Here is a 15,331-nt window from a genome sequence, read left to right on the forward strand (position 1 = left end):
GAGTGACCACCCTATGCGGATAGTAGATGCTCAACTTTAGTCTAGATCAAGCCTAAGCCAGTTTGACATCTTGCTTCGCAGCCAACTGCGCTGACGTTTCGCGTACTGCCGCGTGGCGATAACGGCTTCATTTCGTGCGGTTTCTAGGGGGATTCCGCCGTTGACATGGTCGATTAATTCTTTTGCGCCGATCGCCTTGGAGGACTGCCAGGCGGGGTTCCAAACCGGCGCGATTTTGTGCGCTTCCGCCAGGGCGCCCTGTTCGAGCATCAAATCGAACCTCTTCACGATCCGGTGATTCAGCCAGTCGCGGTCGGGCATCAAGGCGATTGCCTTACAGGTTGCCAAGGGCAACATAGGGGCAGGGGTGTCGTCCTGCCATGCTGCGATGCCGCGACCGGTTGCACGCAGTACTTCCCACGCCCGTTGGACCCGCACAGGGTTCAATCGATCCAGACGACTGGCGCTGTCGCGGTCCAATTCGGCCAACAGGGCCTCGAACCCCTCGGTGGCGACGCGGAGGTCGGCTTCGGCGCGGATTTCGGGGGGTGTGGCAGGGATTTCGGCCAATCCGGTGGTCAGGGCCGTAAAGTAGAGCCCCGTGCCCCCCACAATGATCGGGCGCTGCGCGCCATTCAAAAAGGGCGTCACATCGCGCAGCCAATGGCCGACGGAATAGTCGGCCTCGAGCGGGACACTGCCATAAAGGGCGTGGGGCGCACGGGCCAGATCGGAATCGTCGGGCCGCGCGGTCAGCACCCGCCAGCCGTCGAAAACCTGCAACGCATCGGCGTTCACGATGATACCACCCTGAGACTCGGCAATGCGCAGGGCCAGTGCCGATTTCCCGCTGGCCGTAGGGCCCGCGATCAGAACCGGTTGGTCCGGCGCTATGGTTGCGATATCAAAGCTATTCAGTGCATCGGCCAAGAGAGACTCCGATTTCATTATGTGCAGGGTTCTGCATTGATCCCGTGCGCGTTTTCCGACATTTTGCGCCCGACTGAAAGACATCGCCCCGAGGATCTTCGATGGATAATACGCCCGACAGCCTACAGCCCAAGTTTAAACGTGTTCTTCTAAAGATTTCCGGTGAGGCTCTCATGGGGGATCAGGGCTTTGGCCTGCACCCGCCGACCGTCCAGCGCATCGCGCGCGAGGTCAAATCGGTACATGACCTTGGCGTCGAGATCTGCATGGTCATCGGCGGCGGCAACATCTTCCGCGGGCTTTCGGGCTCGGCTCAGGGGATGGAGCGCACCACCGCCGACTACATGGGGATGCTTGCCACCATCATGAACGCGCTGGCCATGCAGTCCGCTCTGGAAGAGCTGGACGTCTTTACCCGCGTGATCAGCGCAATCCGCATGGACGAAGTGTGCGAGCCCTACATCCGCCGCCGCGCCGTGCGTCACCTCGAAAAGAAGCGCGTGTGCATCTTTGCCGCCGGCACCGGCAACCCGTACTTCACCACCGACACTGCTGCGACCCTGCGCGCCAACGAAATGGCCTGCGAGGCCATCTTCAAAGGCACCAAGGTGGACGGCGTCTACGACAAAGACCCCAAGAAACACGCAGACGCCAAGCGCTATGACGAAGTCACCTATGACGAAGTTCTGGCGCAGCATCTGGGTGTGATGGACGCCAGCGCGATCGCACTGGCCCGCGACAACAACCTGCCGATCATCGTATTCTCGCTGGACGAGCCCGGTGGCTTCCGCGGAATTCTGGCCGGTCAGGGCACCTATACTTCCGTTCACGGATAAGGCAGCTTCTGGGGGGCTACGGCCCCTCTTTGCTGTACCCAACCAAGACAGGGCGCTGCGCCCCAAGCAGGAAAGAACAAAATCATGGCTGACGAAGAGTTTGAACTGGATATCGACGATCTGACCCGCCGCATGGATGGTGCAATGGGCGCGCTGCGTACCGAATTTGCATCGCTGCGTACGGGCCGCGCGTCGGCCTCCATGCTGGAGCCGATCATGGTCGAAGCCTACGGTCAGCGCACTCCGATCAACCAGGTCGGCACTGTGAACGTTCCCGAGCCGCGCATGGTCACCATCAACGTGTGGGACAAGGCCATGGTCGGCAAGGTCGAGAAAGCCATCCGTGAAAGCGGTCTGGGCATCAACCCGCAGCTCAACGGCACCATCATCATGCTGCCGATCCCCGAGCTGAACGAAGAGCGCCGCAAGGAACTGACCCGCGTTGCAGCCCAGTACGGCGAAAACGCCCGTGTAGCCGTGCGCAACGTGCGCCGCGACGGCATGGACCAGATCAAGAAGGCCAAGGGCAGCATCTCTGAAGATGACCAGAAATACTGGGAGTCCGAAGTTCAGGACCTGACCGACAAGTACATCAAACAGGTTGACGCTGCGCTCGAAGGCAAGCAGCAAGAAATCATGCAGGTTTGAGTACGATTACAGGGAGGGTGCGGTATGGCGCTCGATTCTCACGCTAAGAACGCACCCGAGCACGTTGCCATCATCATGGATGGCAACGGCCGCTGGGCCCAGAGCCGGGGAAAGCCCCGGCTTTTCGGTCACCACGCAGGGGCACGCCGTGTCCGCGAAGTGGTCGAGGCCTGCCCCGATCTCGGGGTCAAGTATCTGACGATTTTCGCCTTTTCGACCGAGAACTGGAAACGGACCCAGGTCGAAGTGGCCGGTTTGATGAGCCTGTTCCGCCGCTACATCACCAAAGAGGCCCGCGCCCTGAAGGACGAGGGCGTGCGCGTCCGCTTTATCGGGGACCGCGTGCGTCTGGACCACAAGCTCCAGACCCTCATGGACGAGCTGGAGCAGCTGACCGAGCATAACGACCGCGTGCACCTGACCATCGCCCTGAACTATGGCGGCCGCGACGAGGTGGCCCGCGCCACCAAGCGTCTGGCGCAGGACGTGGCCGCAGGCAAAGTGGACCCCGAGACTGTGGATGGCGAAACGCTGGCCCGTTATCTGGACACCCACGTTCTGCCCGACCCCGATCTGGTCATCCGCACCAGCGGCGAGGCGCGGATCTCGAACTTCCTTCTGTGGCAGTCGGCCTATGCGGAATACGAATTCATCGACACCATGTGGCCCGATTTCAGCGCCGAAGTGTTCGGCAACGTGATCGCGGGCTATTGCAAGCGGGACCGCCGTTACGGTGGTGTCCGCGCATGAGCAGCGCCGCGAAATGGGCTGACCTGATCCCGCGGGCGGGGTCGGCTGTGGTCATGCTGGTGGTCGGTCTGGCCTGTGTGTGGCTCGGGGGCCTGTGGTATTCGGCGCTGATCGCGCTTGCCGTGGGCTGCATGATCTATGAACTGCGCCTCTTGGGCAAGGCGCGGGATCACCGCGTGGGAATGATGCTGGGGGCTTTGGCGGCCGCCGTGACATGGTTCCTGCCGGTTCTGCCCAATCTGGCGATCCTGCCGGTGATTGCGGGGATGATGGCGGCCACCACGGGCGGCGTGCGCAAACCCATGCCGATCGCCTTTGCTGCCGCGATGATCATGGTGGCGGGCTACGTGCTGGTGAACCTGCGGACCGATGCGGGCATCGTCTGGGTGTTCTGGCTGCTGTTCGTGGTGATCGCGTCCGACGTGGCGGGGTACTTCGTGGGCAAAGCCATCGGCGGCCCGAAATTCTGGCCGCGCCTGTCGCCCAAAAAGACTTGGTCCGGCACCGCAGGTGGCTGGATCGCGGCTGGCGGGGTGGGGGCCCTGTTTGCGGCAACCACCGGCGCAGGACCGATCCTGATTCCCGTCAGCGCGATGATGGCCTTTGCCGCGCAAATGGGCGACATCGGTGAAAGCTGGCTGAAACGCCGCGCAGGGGTCAAGGACAGCTCGAACCTCATTCCCGGACATGGCGGCTTCATGGACCGGTTCGACGGGCTGGTCGGCGCTTGCATGATCGCGCTTTTCGTTGTGGGGGCCCTTTGAAACGCATAAGTATTTTCGGCGCAACCGGGTCCATCGGGCAAAGCACGCTGGACCTGATTGGTCGCCGCATGGGCGACTTTCAGGTCGTTGTTCTGACGGGCGGCGCGAATATCGCCCAACTGGCCGGTGACGCGCTGAAGTTCCGGCCCGAGCTGGTCGTCACCGCATACCCCGAGAAACTGGATGATCTGCGCGCCGCGCTCGATGGCTCTGGCATCGAATGCGCCGCAGGTCAGGACGCCTTGGTCGAGGCTGCAAACCGTCCCGCCGACTGGATCATGTCGGCGATTGTGGGGGTGGCGGGGCTGGCGCCGGGGCTCAAGGCATTGGAGCAGGGCACGACCCTTGCGCTGGCGAACAAGGAATCGCTGGTGACGGCGGGCCCCTTGCTGCTGGAAACCGCGCGCAAATTCGGCGCGACGATCCTGCCCGTGGACAGCGAGCATTCGGCGATCTTCCAAGGCTTGGTGGGCGAGGATATGGCTGCCGTCGAGCGGATCATCATCACGGCATCCGGCGGTGCCTTCCGCGACTGGCCCATTGAGGATCTGCCCAAAGCCACCTGCGCGCAGGCGTCGACTCACCCGAACTGGGACATGGGGCAGCGGATCACCATCGACTCGGCCTCTATGTTCAACAAGGCGCTCGAAGTCATAGAAACCAAAGAGTTTTTTGGCTGCAAGCCCGAGATGATCGAGGTTCTGGTCCACCCCGAATCCCTGATCCACGCGCTGGTTGGTTTCAACGACGGCGCGCTGATGGCCCATGTGGGCGCGCCCGATATGCGCCACGCCATCGGCTATGCCCTGAACTGGCCGGACCGTGCCCATCTGCCGGTCGAACGGCTGGACTTGGCCGCGATTGGCCGCATGACATTCCGCGCGCCCGATGACGTGCGCTACCCGGCGCTGCGCCTTGCGCGCGAGGTGATGGAAACCGGCGGCCTGTCCGGCGCGGTCCTGAACGGGGCCAAGGAGAGGGCGCTCGATCACTTCATCGCGGGGCGCATCCGGTTCACCGATATGGCCGATCTGGTGGCCGGTGCCTTGGATCAATTATCGCGGCGCAACACGCTTCATTTACCAGTAACCCTTGATAACGTCGCTCAACTGGACCATTTGGCCCGTAAGGCGGCGGATCAGATCGCCATGGATTTGGTAACGTAAGAGGCAGTTTTGGATATTCTCGCTCTGGCACCCGATCTGGGTGGTCTGTTGTACACCATCGCATCGTTTGTTGTCGCACTGATCATCATCGTCGCGGTCCACGAATACGGCCACTACATCGTCGGCCGTTGGGGCGGGATCAAAGCCGAAGTGTTCTCTTTGGGGTTCGGTCCGGTGCTGTTTTCGCGCGTCGACAAACGTGGCACCCGCTGGCAGATCGCGGCGCTTCCCCTTGGTGGCTATGTGAAATTCCTGGGTGATAGCGACGCGGCCAGCGGCAAGGACGCTGCGGCCATCGGCCAGCTATCGGAAAACGACCGTCGGCACACCATGCACGGGGCCCCTTTGTGGGCGCGGGCGGCGACTGTGGCGGCGGGGCCGATCTTTAACTTCATCCTGACTATCGTGATTTTCACCGGCGTGATCCTGTGGGAAGGGCAGACCAAAGAGCCCCTGACCATCGGCCATATTCAGGACCTGCCCGCGACGATCACCCTGCAATCGGGTGACCAGATCGTGTCCGTCGGCGGGATCACCATGCCCGAGGATGGGCTGAACACCATCCGCGCGCAAATCCCCGTTCAGGCGGATCTGGAGTACGAGGTTCTGCGCGATGGTCAGACCGTGACCGCCGTTGGCCCGCACCCCTATTTGCCCTTGGTTGAGCAGGTCTCGCCGCGCTCTGCTGCTTATGAGGCTGGCATTCGCCCCGGTGACGTGATCACCGCGGCCGATGGCGTGCCGATGTACGCCTTTAGCCAGCTGATCGACGTGGTCAAATCGGCCGAGGGCAACCCGATCAGCCTGTCGGTCTGGCGCGATGGTCAGGACCTGACCATCGATCTGTCCGCCAAGCGCGTGGATGAACCCAGCGCCGAGGGCGGCTTCCAGACCGTCTGGCGCATTGGTGTTGTGGGCGGTCTGTTCTTTGACGCGGCCAAGGAACCCGTTGGCGTTCTTCAGGCGATCGGGGCAGGGGCCGCGCAGCTGTGGTTCCTGATCGAAGGCTCCGTGTCGGGCCTGTGGCACATGATCACCGGCGCGATCAGCACCTGCAACATGTCCGGCCCCGTCGGCATCGCCGAGGTGTCTGGCGCGATGGCCTCGCAGGGGGCGCAGAACTTTATCTGGTTCATCGGCTCGCTGTCGGCGGCTGTGGGTCTGCTGAACCTGTTCCCCGTGCCGGTGCTGGACGGCGGCCATCTGGTGTTCTTTGCCTACGAGGCTGTGGCTGGCAAACCCCCGAGCGACAAGGTCCTGCGCGCCCTGATGGCGGGAGGTCTCGCCTTGATACTGTCGCTGATGGTGTTTGCGCTGGGGAACGACCTGTTCTGCCCGTGATTGCCCAAATTCTGACGTAATCCAATCTTACAAGAAGCCTCATTCGAACTGTATCGAGTGAGGCTTTTTCCATGACCACCCTGACCCAAGGCTATCGCAGCCTTTCCTTTCTGCTGGGAATCAACTGGGACCGTGTCCTGTTCCCCTTGGGTGTGCTGTGCGGGCTGGCATTCGGCATCGTCATCAGCAGCTATCTTGTCTAAACCGGCGACAAAGACGCCACATGCTGCGGTTGGTTTTTGACAACGGGCCCATATCCCGATAGTCACACAACCAATTGAGATGATTTGACGGGGTCACTGCCATGACCGAATTTCCTCGCCGTAAGGCAGGCGGTTTTGCCAAAGCTGCGGGCCTGATGGCCAGCGTTGCTGTTTTTTCTACTTTTACCAGTGTTGTTACCGCGCCCACGGCCGCCATGGCCCAAAGCTTTGCGTTCAATTCTGTCCAGATCGACGGAAACCAGCGCATCGAGGATGCAACTATCCTGTCCTATATGGGCATCGCCAAGGGACAGACCGTCTCGGCAGGCGAGGTGAACGCGGGTTTCCGCCGCCTCGAGGATAGTGGACTGTTCGAAAGCGTCGAAGTGGAGCCTCAGGGCAGCACTCTGGTGATCCGCGTGGTGGAATATCCCACCGTCAACCGCATCTCGTTCGAGGGCAACCGCCGTCTGGACGATGACGCGTTGGCCGCGATCGTTGAAACGCAGGAACGCCGCGTTCTGGACCCCTCGCAGGTCGAGCGTGACGCTGCCAAGATCGCCGAAGCCTACAGCCAGCAGGGCCGTATCGCCGCTCGCATCCAGCCCCGCATCATCAAGCGGACCGACAACCGCGTCGATCTGGTTTACGAAATCTTCGAAGGTGACGTGACCGAGGTCGAGCGTATCAGCTTTGTCGGAAACAAGGCGTTCTCGGACCGTCGTCTGCGCGGCGTTCTGGAAACCAAACAGGCCGGCCTACTGCGCCGCCTGATCCGCCGCGACACCTATATTCAGGACCGCGTTGCGTTTGACCGTCAGGTTCTGGCGGACTTCTACGCGGCCCGTGGTTACGTTGACTTCCGCGTCACCGGCGTCACCCCCGAGCTGACCCGCGAGCGTAACGGCGTGTTCATGGTCTTCAATGTCGAAGAGGGCCAGCAGTTCCACGTGGGCAAAGTTTCGGTGTCGTCCGAGCTGTCGAATGTGGACGCCGACGCCTTTGCCAAGGCGCTGAAGATCAAATCCGGTGACGTTTATTCGCCCACGCTGGTCGAGAACTCGATCTCCCGTCTGGAGCGTCTGACCGTTCAGGAACAGCTGCAGTTCGTCCGTATCGAGCCGCGCATCACCCGCAACGACCGTGACCTGACGCTGGACGTGGAGTTTGTTCTGTCCCGCGGCGAGCGCGTGTTTGTCGAGCGTATCGACATCGAAGGCAACACCACCACTCTGGACCGCGTCATCCGCCGCGAATTCACCGTGGTCGAGGGCGACCCCTTCAACCCGCGCGAAGTCCGTCAGGCCGCCGAGCGTATCCGCGCTCTGGGCTTCTTCAAGGATGCGAACGTCAACGCCCGCGAGGGCACCAGCCGCGATCAGGTGATCGTGGACGTGGACGTGACCGAACAGCCCACTGGCTCGATCAGCTTTGGCGCGAACTACTCGACCTCGGATGGCGTGGGTCTGGTCGGCTCGTTCAGCGAGCGGAACTTCTTGGGTCGTGGTCAGGCGCTGAGCGTGTCGCTGGGTAACTCCAGTAACAATTTTACCGCCGGTATCAACTTTGTTGAGCCTGCATTCCTAGACCGCGATCTGGCGTTTGGTCTGAACCTGACCTACACCAACAACACGGCCAGCTATGCGGATTACTCCAGCAACATCGGTGTATTCGAACCCTCACTGACCTTCCCCGTCAGCGAAAACGGCTCTCTTCAGGTTCGCCTGAAGGGTGAATATGCCGAGATGTATGATGTGGCCGACGATGCCAGCGTCATCACCAAGAACGAGGCTGACGAACCCGCGCTGCAAGCTGGCGGTCTGGGCTATACCTACAGCTTCGATACCCGCAAAACCGGTCTGAACCCCAACGCAGGCGTGTACCTGTCGTTCGGTCAGGACTTCATGGCAGGCAAGGACGTCCAGTACGTCGAGACCAAGCTCCGCGCTCAGGCCACCACCAAGGTCCTGAACGAAGAGGTTGATCTGCGCGCCACCTTCGAAGCGTCGAACATCGCCTTTGCCCAAGGGTCGAGCCGTGCGATCAACCGTTACTACCTTGGCAGCCGCTACATGCGCGGTTTCGAGGGAGGCGGCATCGGTCCCCGTGACACGACCGAGGATGCGGCACTGGGCGGTAACAACTTTGCCGTGGCCCGTTTCGAGGCGGAATTCCCCATCGGCCTGCCCGAGGAATACGGCGTCTCCGGCGGTGTGTTCTATGACATCGGCTCGCTCTGGGGTCTGGACGAAACCTATGGCGCCAACGTCAAGTACGACGACTTCAGCCTGCGTCAGGTTGTTGGTGTATCGGTCTTCTGGGATACGCCCATCGGTCCGCTGCGCTTCAACTGGTCCGAGCCGGTCGAGCGCCGCGCTCAGGACAAGCCGCGCACCTTCGAATTCACCGTTTCGGCTGAATTCTAATGCGTCGGGGGATTGCTGCACTGGCCATGGCTGTGTGTGCATGGTCCCCCGTTTCCGCCCAAACCACGCTTGATTTCGGTCAGGGGCAGCCTGTTCAGGTTGCCCCGAGTGCCGTTCTGGTGATCGACTTCGAACGCGCCTTCCGCGAGAGCCTGTTCGGCCAGCGCGCCGCCGCCGAGATCGAGAAAACCCGCCAGCAAATCGCTGCCGAGAATAACAACTTCACCGAAGAGCTGGATGCCGAAGAGGCTGAATTGACCCAGTTGCGGGACACCATCCCGCTGGACCAGTTCCGCGCCCGCGCCGATGCCTTTGATGAAAAGGTCCAGACCATCCGCCGCGAACAGGATACCAAGGCCCGCAATTTCGCCCGCCTGACCGAGACCGCGAATGCCCGTTTTCTGGAACTTGCGCGCCCGATCCTGACAGAGATTCTGGTCCGTCACGACGCCACATTGCTGGACGATCGCCGCAATTACTTCATCGTGCTGGATCAAGCAGATGTAACAGATGAGGCGATCGCTGAAATAAACGCCCGTATTGGCACGGGCGAAACGGCAGAAACCGGCCAGCAATAAACGGTCAGGGGGTAGGGGCGCGCCAACGGCTTGCCCGACCTGAGGCAACTTGGTACTCAGCCTTCAAAATGACATCAGAAGGTACAGCCATGACTGAGCCCCGCACCGAAGCCAATATCGACCTTATCCAGCGCCTGCTGCCCCACCGCTATCCGTTCCTGCTGGTGGACAAAGTCATCGAGATCAACGGCATCCAGTCGGCCAAGGGCATCAAGTGCGTCACCATGAACGAGCCGCACTTTCAGGGGCACTTCCCCGGCAACCCGATCATGCCCGGCGTCACCATCATCGAGGCGATGGCCCAGACCACCGCTGTGATGGTCGGCACCAGCCTGAACCTCGAAGATAAGAACATGCAGATCTACTTCATGGCGATCGACAACTGTAAATTCCGCCGCATGGTTCGCCCCGGTGACGTTCTGGAAATGAACGTGGAACTGGTTCGCGGCAAGCCCGGCGGCAAGGTCTGGAAGTTCAAAGGTCAGGCGATGGTCGATGGCGAACTGGCGGCCGAGGCCGACTTTACCGCCATGATGGACATGCCCAAGGACGCGGCATGAGCATCGATCCCACAGCACAGGTCCATGCCTCTTCGATCATCGAGGATGGCGCGGTCATCGGCGCGGATTGTGTGATCGGCCCGTTCTGCGTGGTCGGTCCCAAGGTCAAACTGGGGCAGGGCGTAGTCCTGAAATCCCACGTGGTTCTGGCCGGCGACACTGAGATCGGCGACGAGACCGTGATCTTTCCCTTCGCCAGCATCGGCGAAGTGCCTCAGGACCTGAAGTTCAAGGGCGAAGACACCAAGCTGATCGTGGGCGAACGCAACCGCATCCGCGAGGGCTGCACAATGAACCCCGGCACCGAGGGTGGCGGCGGCCTGACCAAAGTGGGCGACGACTGTCTGTTCATGACCGGCGCCCATGTGGGTCATGACGCGATCGTGGGCAACCGCGTGATCATGGCGAACCAGGCTGCCTTGGCCGGTCACTGCCACGTTGAGGATGACGTGATCATCGGCGGGCTGTCGGGCATCCACCAGTGGGTCCGTCTGGGCCGCGGCGCGATCATCGGCGCGGTCACTATGGTGACCAACGACGTGCTGCCCCACGGTCTGGTGCAGGGCCCGCGCGGTCAGCTGGACGGTCTGAACCTGGTCGGCCTGAAACGCAAGGGCGTCGCCCGCGAGGACATCACCGCGCTGCGCGCTGCGTTCCAGACGCTGGCTCAGGGCGAGGGCACCTTCCACGAGCGCGCCAAACGCATCACCGAGGACAGCGACAGCGAATATGTGCGCTACATGGCGGACTTTATTCTGGGCGCTTCGGACCGGTCGTTCCTGACGCCGAAATGAGCGCGCGTCTTGGCATATTGGCGGGGGGCGGTGCGCTGCCTCCTGCGATCCTGCGGGCGCATCCTGACGCCTATGTGCTGACCTTTGCAGGGGTGCAGCACCTGATGGGGCCAGACGCCCCTGTGTTTCCCATTGACCGGATTGGCGCGATCTATGCGGCGCTGCGGGATGCTGGCGTGACCGAGGTGGTCTTTGCCGGTGGCCTGTCGCGGCCTGCCTTGGACCCTGCGCAATTCGACGATGACATGCGGGCCTTGGCGCCCCATCTGCTGGCCGCCATGCAGCAAGGGGACGACGCCGTGCTGCGGCTGGTCGTCCAGACCTTCGAAGGGCAGGGCTTTGCCGTGCGCGGCGCCCACGAGGTGCTGCCCGCGCTGACGTCGACGGCGGGGTTGTTGGCGGGGCCCGCGCCCTCGGACGCGGATATGGCGGATGCAGCGCGAGGCTTTGATATTCTGGCTTATACGGCGGCCTTGGACATCGGGCAGGGCTGTGTGGTGGCGCGGGGCCTGTGCCTCGGGTTCGAGACATTGCAGGGCACCGACGCGATGCTGCGGTTTGTGGCCGAAACCCCTGACAAGCTTCGCCACGTGGCCAAGGGAGGCGTGCTGGTCAAGACCCCCAAGCAGGGGCAGGACTTGCGCGTTGATATGCCAGCCGTGGGGCCTGACACCCTGCGCGCTGCGGCCAAGGCGGGCCTGAACGGCATCGTCATCACTGCGGGCAACGTGGTGGTGCTGGACCGTCCCCAGATTGCCCAAGTGGCCGAGGAAACGGGCGTCTTCCTCTGGGCAGCGGAGCCCCGTTCATGAAGGTCTATGTGATTGCGGGCGAACCTTCGGGCGATGCCCTTGGCGGGGCGCTGATGCAGGGGCTGAACACCCTGCAACCCGGCATCCAGTATGCGGGCGTCGGTGGCCCCTTGATGCAGGCGCAGGGCCTGACCAGCCAGTTCCCGATGGAGGAACTGAGCCTCATGGGCATCGCCGAGATCCTGCCGAAATATTTCCACCTCAAGCGCCGCATCCGCGAATGCGCCGAGGCCGTGATCGCCCTAAAGCCCGATGTGATGATCACCATCGACGCGCCGGATTTCTGTCTGCGCGTGGCCAAGCTGGTGAAATCCAAGGCCCCGCATATCCGCACCGTTCACTATGTCGCCCCCAGCGTTTGGGCTTGGCGCCCCAAGCGGGCGGTGAAGATGGCGAAATGCATCGATCAGGTGCTGGCCCTGTTGCCGTTCGAGCCACCCTATATGGAAGCGGCGGGGATGGAATGCGACTTTGTCGGCCACCCCATCGCCACTCAGGAACAGGCGACGGACGCCGAGGCGGATCGTTTCCGTCTGCACTATGGCATCGGCGAGCAGCCCTTGCTGCTGGTGCTGCCCGGATCGCGCCGGTCCGAGGTGACGCGTCTGTCGCCGGTGTTCCAGCAGGCCCTCGCGCAAGTGCTGGAGGCCGAGCCTGATCTGCAAATCGTTCTGCCCGCCGCGCCTGCGGTCGCTGGGATGATCGAAGCGGGGCTGGCGGACTGGCCGAAGCGCACCATCGTTCTGGACCCCCGCGAATTGGGCGAACAGGCCGACCGCATCAAAAAGGCCGCGTTCCGTGCGGCGGATGTGGCGCTGGCTGCCTCGGGGACGGTGTCCTTGGAGCTGGCGGCGGCCCGGACCCCGATGGTCATCGCCTATGACATGAGCTGGCTGAGCCGCAAGATCATCTCGGCCATGCTGCGGATCGATACGGTGACGCTGGTGTCGCTGGTGTCGGACACCCGCGTGATCCCCGAACTAATCGGGGACCAGTGCAAACCCGAACTGATCGCCCCCTACATCGCCGAAGTTCTGAACCACCCGTCCGAGCAGTTGGCCGCAATGTCCACCACCATGCAGCGCCTTGGCGAAGGCGGCGAGGCGCCGGGTCTGCGAGCCGCACGGGCGGTGCTGCGCGGATTGGGGAAATAGCCGGACGGGCCCTTGGAAACAGGGGCCCATTTGCGTGGGACCACGCCGGAAATTCACACTGTCAGGAAAGATGTTGGAGCGGGTAGCGGGAATCGAACCCGCGCCAAGAGCTTGGGAAGCTCGTGTGATACCATTTCACCATACCCGCATCACTGACAGGCGAGATACGATCACCGATCCCGCCCGTCAAGAGGCTTGTGCCGATTAGCGGCGGCGGCGCTTGCGTCCACCTGCATCCCCGCCGCCGGTGTTGTAGCTGACATCGGGCAGGGTGACGATTTCCGACAGGTGCGGGAAGGCGTCTGTCTTGTGCGGGATCGCGTTGGCGTTGACGAAATGCTCTTGGAATTTCGGCTCGATCGCGGTTTCGACCTTGGTGATCTGGCGCACGATTTTCTCGATATCATTGCGGGCGGCGACATTGCACAGGGCGATGCGCGCACCGGTGCCTGCGGCGTTGCCAGCGCTGGTAACCTTGTCCAGCGGCACGTCGGGGATCATGCCAAGGATCATCGCGTGCTTGGGGCTGATATGGGCGCCAAAGGCACCGGCCAGCACCACGCGGTCCACCGTATCCACGCCGCGTTCGTCCATCAGCAGACGCGCACCGGCATAGAGCGCCGATTTCGCCAGCTGGATCGCCCGTACGTCGTTCTGGGTGACGGTGATGCGGGGGCCGCCTTGGGCGCTGCTGTCGTGGATGACATAGGTGTTGGTGCGGCCCTCGGGCTCGATCCGGGGGGTGCCGACCTGTTCGCTGCTGCCGATCAGACCGCTGGCGTCCAGAATGCCTGCGCTGCGCATCTCGGCCAGTGCTTCGATGATGCCGGACCCTGCGATGCCGGTGACGCCGCTGCTGGCGGTCGCTTCGGCAAAGCCCTCTTCGTCGGACCAGAGGTCACAGCCGATGACGCGGAAGCGGGGCTCTTTGGTGACGGGGTCGATCTCGATCCGTTCGATGGCACCCGGGGCGGCGCGCTGGCCGCTGCTGATCTGAGCGCCCTCAAACGCGGGGCCGGTGGGCGACGAACAGGCCAGCACGCGGGACTTGTCCCCCAGCAGGATTTCGGCGTTGGTGCCCACGTCCACGATCAGCACGAGGTCTTCGGATTTGTTCGGCTCTTCGGACAGAGCCACGGCGGCGGCGTCCGCGCCCACGTGACCGGCGATACAGGGCAGGACAAAGACCCGGGCGTTCGGGTTCATCTGGTCCAGCTCCATCTCGCGGGCGTTCAGGGACACACTGCTCGAGGTCGCCAGAGCGAACGGCGCCTGTCCCAGCTCCACAGGGTCGAAGCCCAGAAGAAGGTGGTGCATCACGGGGTTACAGACGAATGTTGCCTCAACGATCAAGGACGGATCGATGCCTGCTTCCTTGGCGATGCCATCGGTCAGGTCGTTCAGGGACTCGCGCACGGCGCGGGTCATTTCCTTGTCCCCGCCGGGGTTCATCATCGAATAGCTGACGCGGCTCATCAGGTCTTCGCCAAAGCGGATCTGCGGGTTCATGCGGCCGCTGGAGGCCTTTACCTCGCCCGTGACCAGATCGCACAGGTGCGCAGCGATGGTGGTCGAGCCAAGGTCAACCGCCAGACCATAAAGGCCGTCCTCGTGCAGGCCCGGCCAGATGTCCAGCAGCTGCACGGTGGTGTCCTGATGGCCCTTGTGAGCGGCCACGGTGACCTTCCATTCGCCCTTGCGCAGGGTGGGCTGGAGTTTCGACAGGAAGGGCAGAGCGGCGGTGACGCCCTCGATCTGCCACTGGTCTTTCAGCGCGGCCTTCAGGCGTTCGAAATCGCCGGTCGGGTCGTGCATGTCGGGTTCCTGAACTTCGACGAAATACAGGCGGGTGGCGGGGTCCATGACGATGTCGCGCTGGGTCGCGGCCTTGCGGACGACCTGCTTGTGGACCTGAGACTCTGGCGGCACGTCGATCACGATGTCGCCCTGAACGGTGGCCTGACAGCCCAGACGGCGACCGGCCTTCAGCCCGCGGATACGATCATAGCGTTCCTCGACAGCGTTGAAGTCGTTGAGGGCGTTCTCGGCCACATGTACGCCGAACTTGGGGAAGTCGCCGTAGGAAGGCTGGACCTGACACTTGGAACAGATGCCGCGTCCGCCGCAGACCGAATCCAGATCGACCCCCAGTTGGCGGGCGGCGGTCAGCACAGGGGTGCCGATGGGGAAGCGGCCCCGTTTGCCCGAGGGGGTGAAAATAACCAGTGCGTCGGTCATGGGAATATTCCTGAAAAGTCTGTTGCGCGTGCGGATCATAGGCCCTGCGCCGCCAAGGGAAAGGCCGGAAGCGTCGGAAAATCCCCCAGTCCCGACCGACACGCAAGGCAGATATGTTGCCGCACGCGCAA

Annotated in this window: 15 protein-coding genes and 1 tRNA gene; 13 read left to right on the plus strand and 3 right to left on the minus strand. The window is 62.6% G+C overall.

Going from position 1 to position 15,331, the window contains the following annotated elements; all coding sequences use genetic code 11:
* Positions 1–36: 36 nt before the first annotated feature.
* Complete coding sequence (gene miaA, locus HJ536_RS10205; RefSeq protein ID WP_177157618.1) at positions 37–948, minus strand: tRNA (adenosine(37)-N6)-dimethylallyltransferase MiaA; 912 nt, start codon at positions 946–948, stop codon at positions 37–39.
* Positions 949–1,031: 83 nt separating this feature from the next.
* Between miaA and pyrH the strand changes: the two genes are divergently transcribed.
* The 13 genes from pyrH (at position 1,032) to lpxB (ending at position 12,962) form a co-directional block, all read left to right on the plus strand.
* On the plus strand, positions 1,032–1,766 hold the full coding sequence (pyrH, locus tag HJ536_RS10210) for a UMP kinase (protein ID WP_176853212.1): 735 nt from the start codon (positions 1,032–1,034) through the stop codon (positions 1,764–1,766).
* Positions 1,767–1,850: 84 nt separating this feature from the next.
* Complete coding sequence (frr, locus tag HJ536_RS10215) at positions 1,851–2,414, plus strand: ribosome recycling factor (RefSeq protein ID WP_176853211.1); 564 nt, start codon at positions 1,851–1,853, stop codon at positions 2,412–2,414.
* A 24-nt stretch (positions 2,415–2,438) separates the two neighbouring features.
* The gene (locus HJ536_RS10220; protein WP_176853210.1) at positions 2,439–3,164 is read left to right on the plus strand and encodes an isoprenyl transferase; all 726 of its coding nucleotides are present in this window, start codon (positions 2,439–2,441) and stop codon (positions 3,162–3,164) included.
* A complete protein-coding gene (locus tag HJ536_RS10225) occupies positions 3,161–3,928 on the plus strand; it encodes a phosphatidate cytidylyltransferase (RefSeq protein ID WP_176853209.1) in 768 nt (255 codons plus the stop codon). Before HJ536_RS10220 ends, HJ536_RS10225 begins: the two co-directional genes overlap by 4 nt.
* Complete coding sequence (gene dxr, locus HJ536_RS10230) at positions 3,925–5,094, plus strand: 1-deoxy-D-xylulose-5-phosphate reductoisomerase (protein WP_177157619.1); 1,170 nt, start codon at positions 3,925–3,927, stop codon at positions 5,092–5,094. Before HJ536_RS10225 ends, dxr begins: the two co-directional genes overlap by 4 nt.
* Before the next feature lie 9 nt (positions 5,095–5,103).
* A complete protein-coding gene (rseP, locus tag HJ536_RS10235; protein ID WP_177157620.1) occupies positions 5,104–6,435 on the plus strand; it encodes an RIP metalloprotease RseP in 1,332 nt (443 codons plus the stop codon).
* Positions 6,436–6,506: 71 nt separating this feature from the next.
* Complete coding sequence (locus tag HJ536_RS21095; protein WP_265575597.1) at positions 6,507–6,638, plus strand: hypothetical protein; 132 nt, start codon at positions 6,507–6,509, stop codon at positions 6,636–6,638.
* Positions 6,639–6,739: 101 nt separating this feature from the next.
* Positions 6,740–9,064: an outer membrane protein assembly factor BamA gene (gene bamA, locus HJ536_RS10240; protein WP_228028689.1), complete on the plus strand. Its 2,325-nt coding sequence runs from the start codon at positions 6,740–6,742 to the stop codon at positions 9,062–9,064.
* A gap of 26 nt (positions 9,065–9,090) precedes the next feature.
* Positions 9,091–9,642 carry an OmpH family outer membrane protein gene (locus HJ536_RS10245; RefSeq protein ID WP_177157621.1) on the plus strand — a complete coding sequence of 184 codons (552 nt, stop codon included), beginning with the start codon at positions 9,091–9,093 and terminating at the stop codon, positions 9,640–9,642.
* Between the two features lie 89 nt (positions 9,643–9,731).
* Positions 9,732–10,202 carry a 3-hydroxyacyl-ACP dehydratase FabZ gene (gene fabZ, locus HJ536_RS10250; RefSeq protein ID WP_176853205.1) on the plus strand — a complete coding sequence of 157 codons (471 nt, stop codon included), beginning with the start codon at positions 9,732–9,734 and terminating at the stop codon, positions 10,200–10,202.
* On the plus strand, positions 10,199–10,996 hold the full coding sequence (gene lpxA, locus HJ536_RS10255; protein WP_177157622.1) for an acyl-ACP--UDP-N-acetylglucosamine O-acyltransferase: 798 nt from the start codon (positions 10,199–10,201) through the stop codon (positions 10,994–10,996). Before fabZ ends, lpxA begins: the two co-directional genes overlap by 4 nt.
* A complete protein-coding gene (locus HJ536_RS10260) occupies positions 10,993–11,808 on the plus strand; it encodes an LpxI family protein (RefSeq protein WP_177157623.1) in 816 nt (271 codons plus the stop codon). The genes lpxA and HJ536_RS10260 overlap by 4 nt, the downstream gene beginning before the upstream one ends.
* Positions 11,805–12,962 carry a lipid-A-disaccharide synthase gene (gene lpxB, locus HJ536_RS10265; RefSeq protein ID WP_177157624.1) on the plus strand — a complete coding sequence of 386 codons (1,158 nt, stop codon included), beginning with the start codon at positions 11,805–11,807 and terminating at the stop codon, positions 12,960–12,962. Before HJ536_RS10260 ends, lpxB begins: the two co-directional genes overlap by 4 nt.
* Before the next feature lie 74 nt (positions 12,963–13,036).
* Here the strand turns inward: lpxB and HJ536_RS10270 are convergent.
* Positions 13,037–13,110: transfer RNA gene (locus HJ536_RS10270), tRNA-Gly, on the minus strand.
* A 56-nt stretch (positions 13,111–13,166) separates the two neighbouring features.
* Complete coding sequence (locus tag HJ536_RS10275) at positions 13,167–15,200, minus strand: ASKHA domain-containing protein (RefSeq protein ID WP_177157625.1); 2,034 nt, start codon at positions 15,198–15,200, stop codon at positions 13,167–13,169.
* Positions 15,201–15,331 lie beyond the last annotated feature (131 nt).

Origin of the sequence: Donghicola mangrovi (genome assembly GCF_013377535.1) — a bacterium.
Taxonomy (GTDB): domain Bacteria; phylum Pseudomonadota; class Alphaproteobacteria; order Rhodobacterales; family Rhodobacteraceae; genus Donghicola; species Donghicola mangrovi.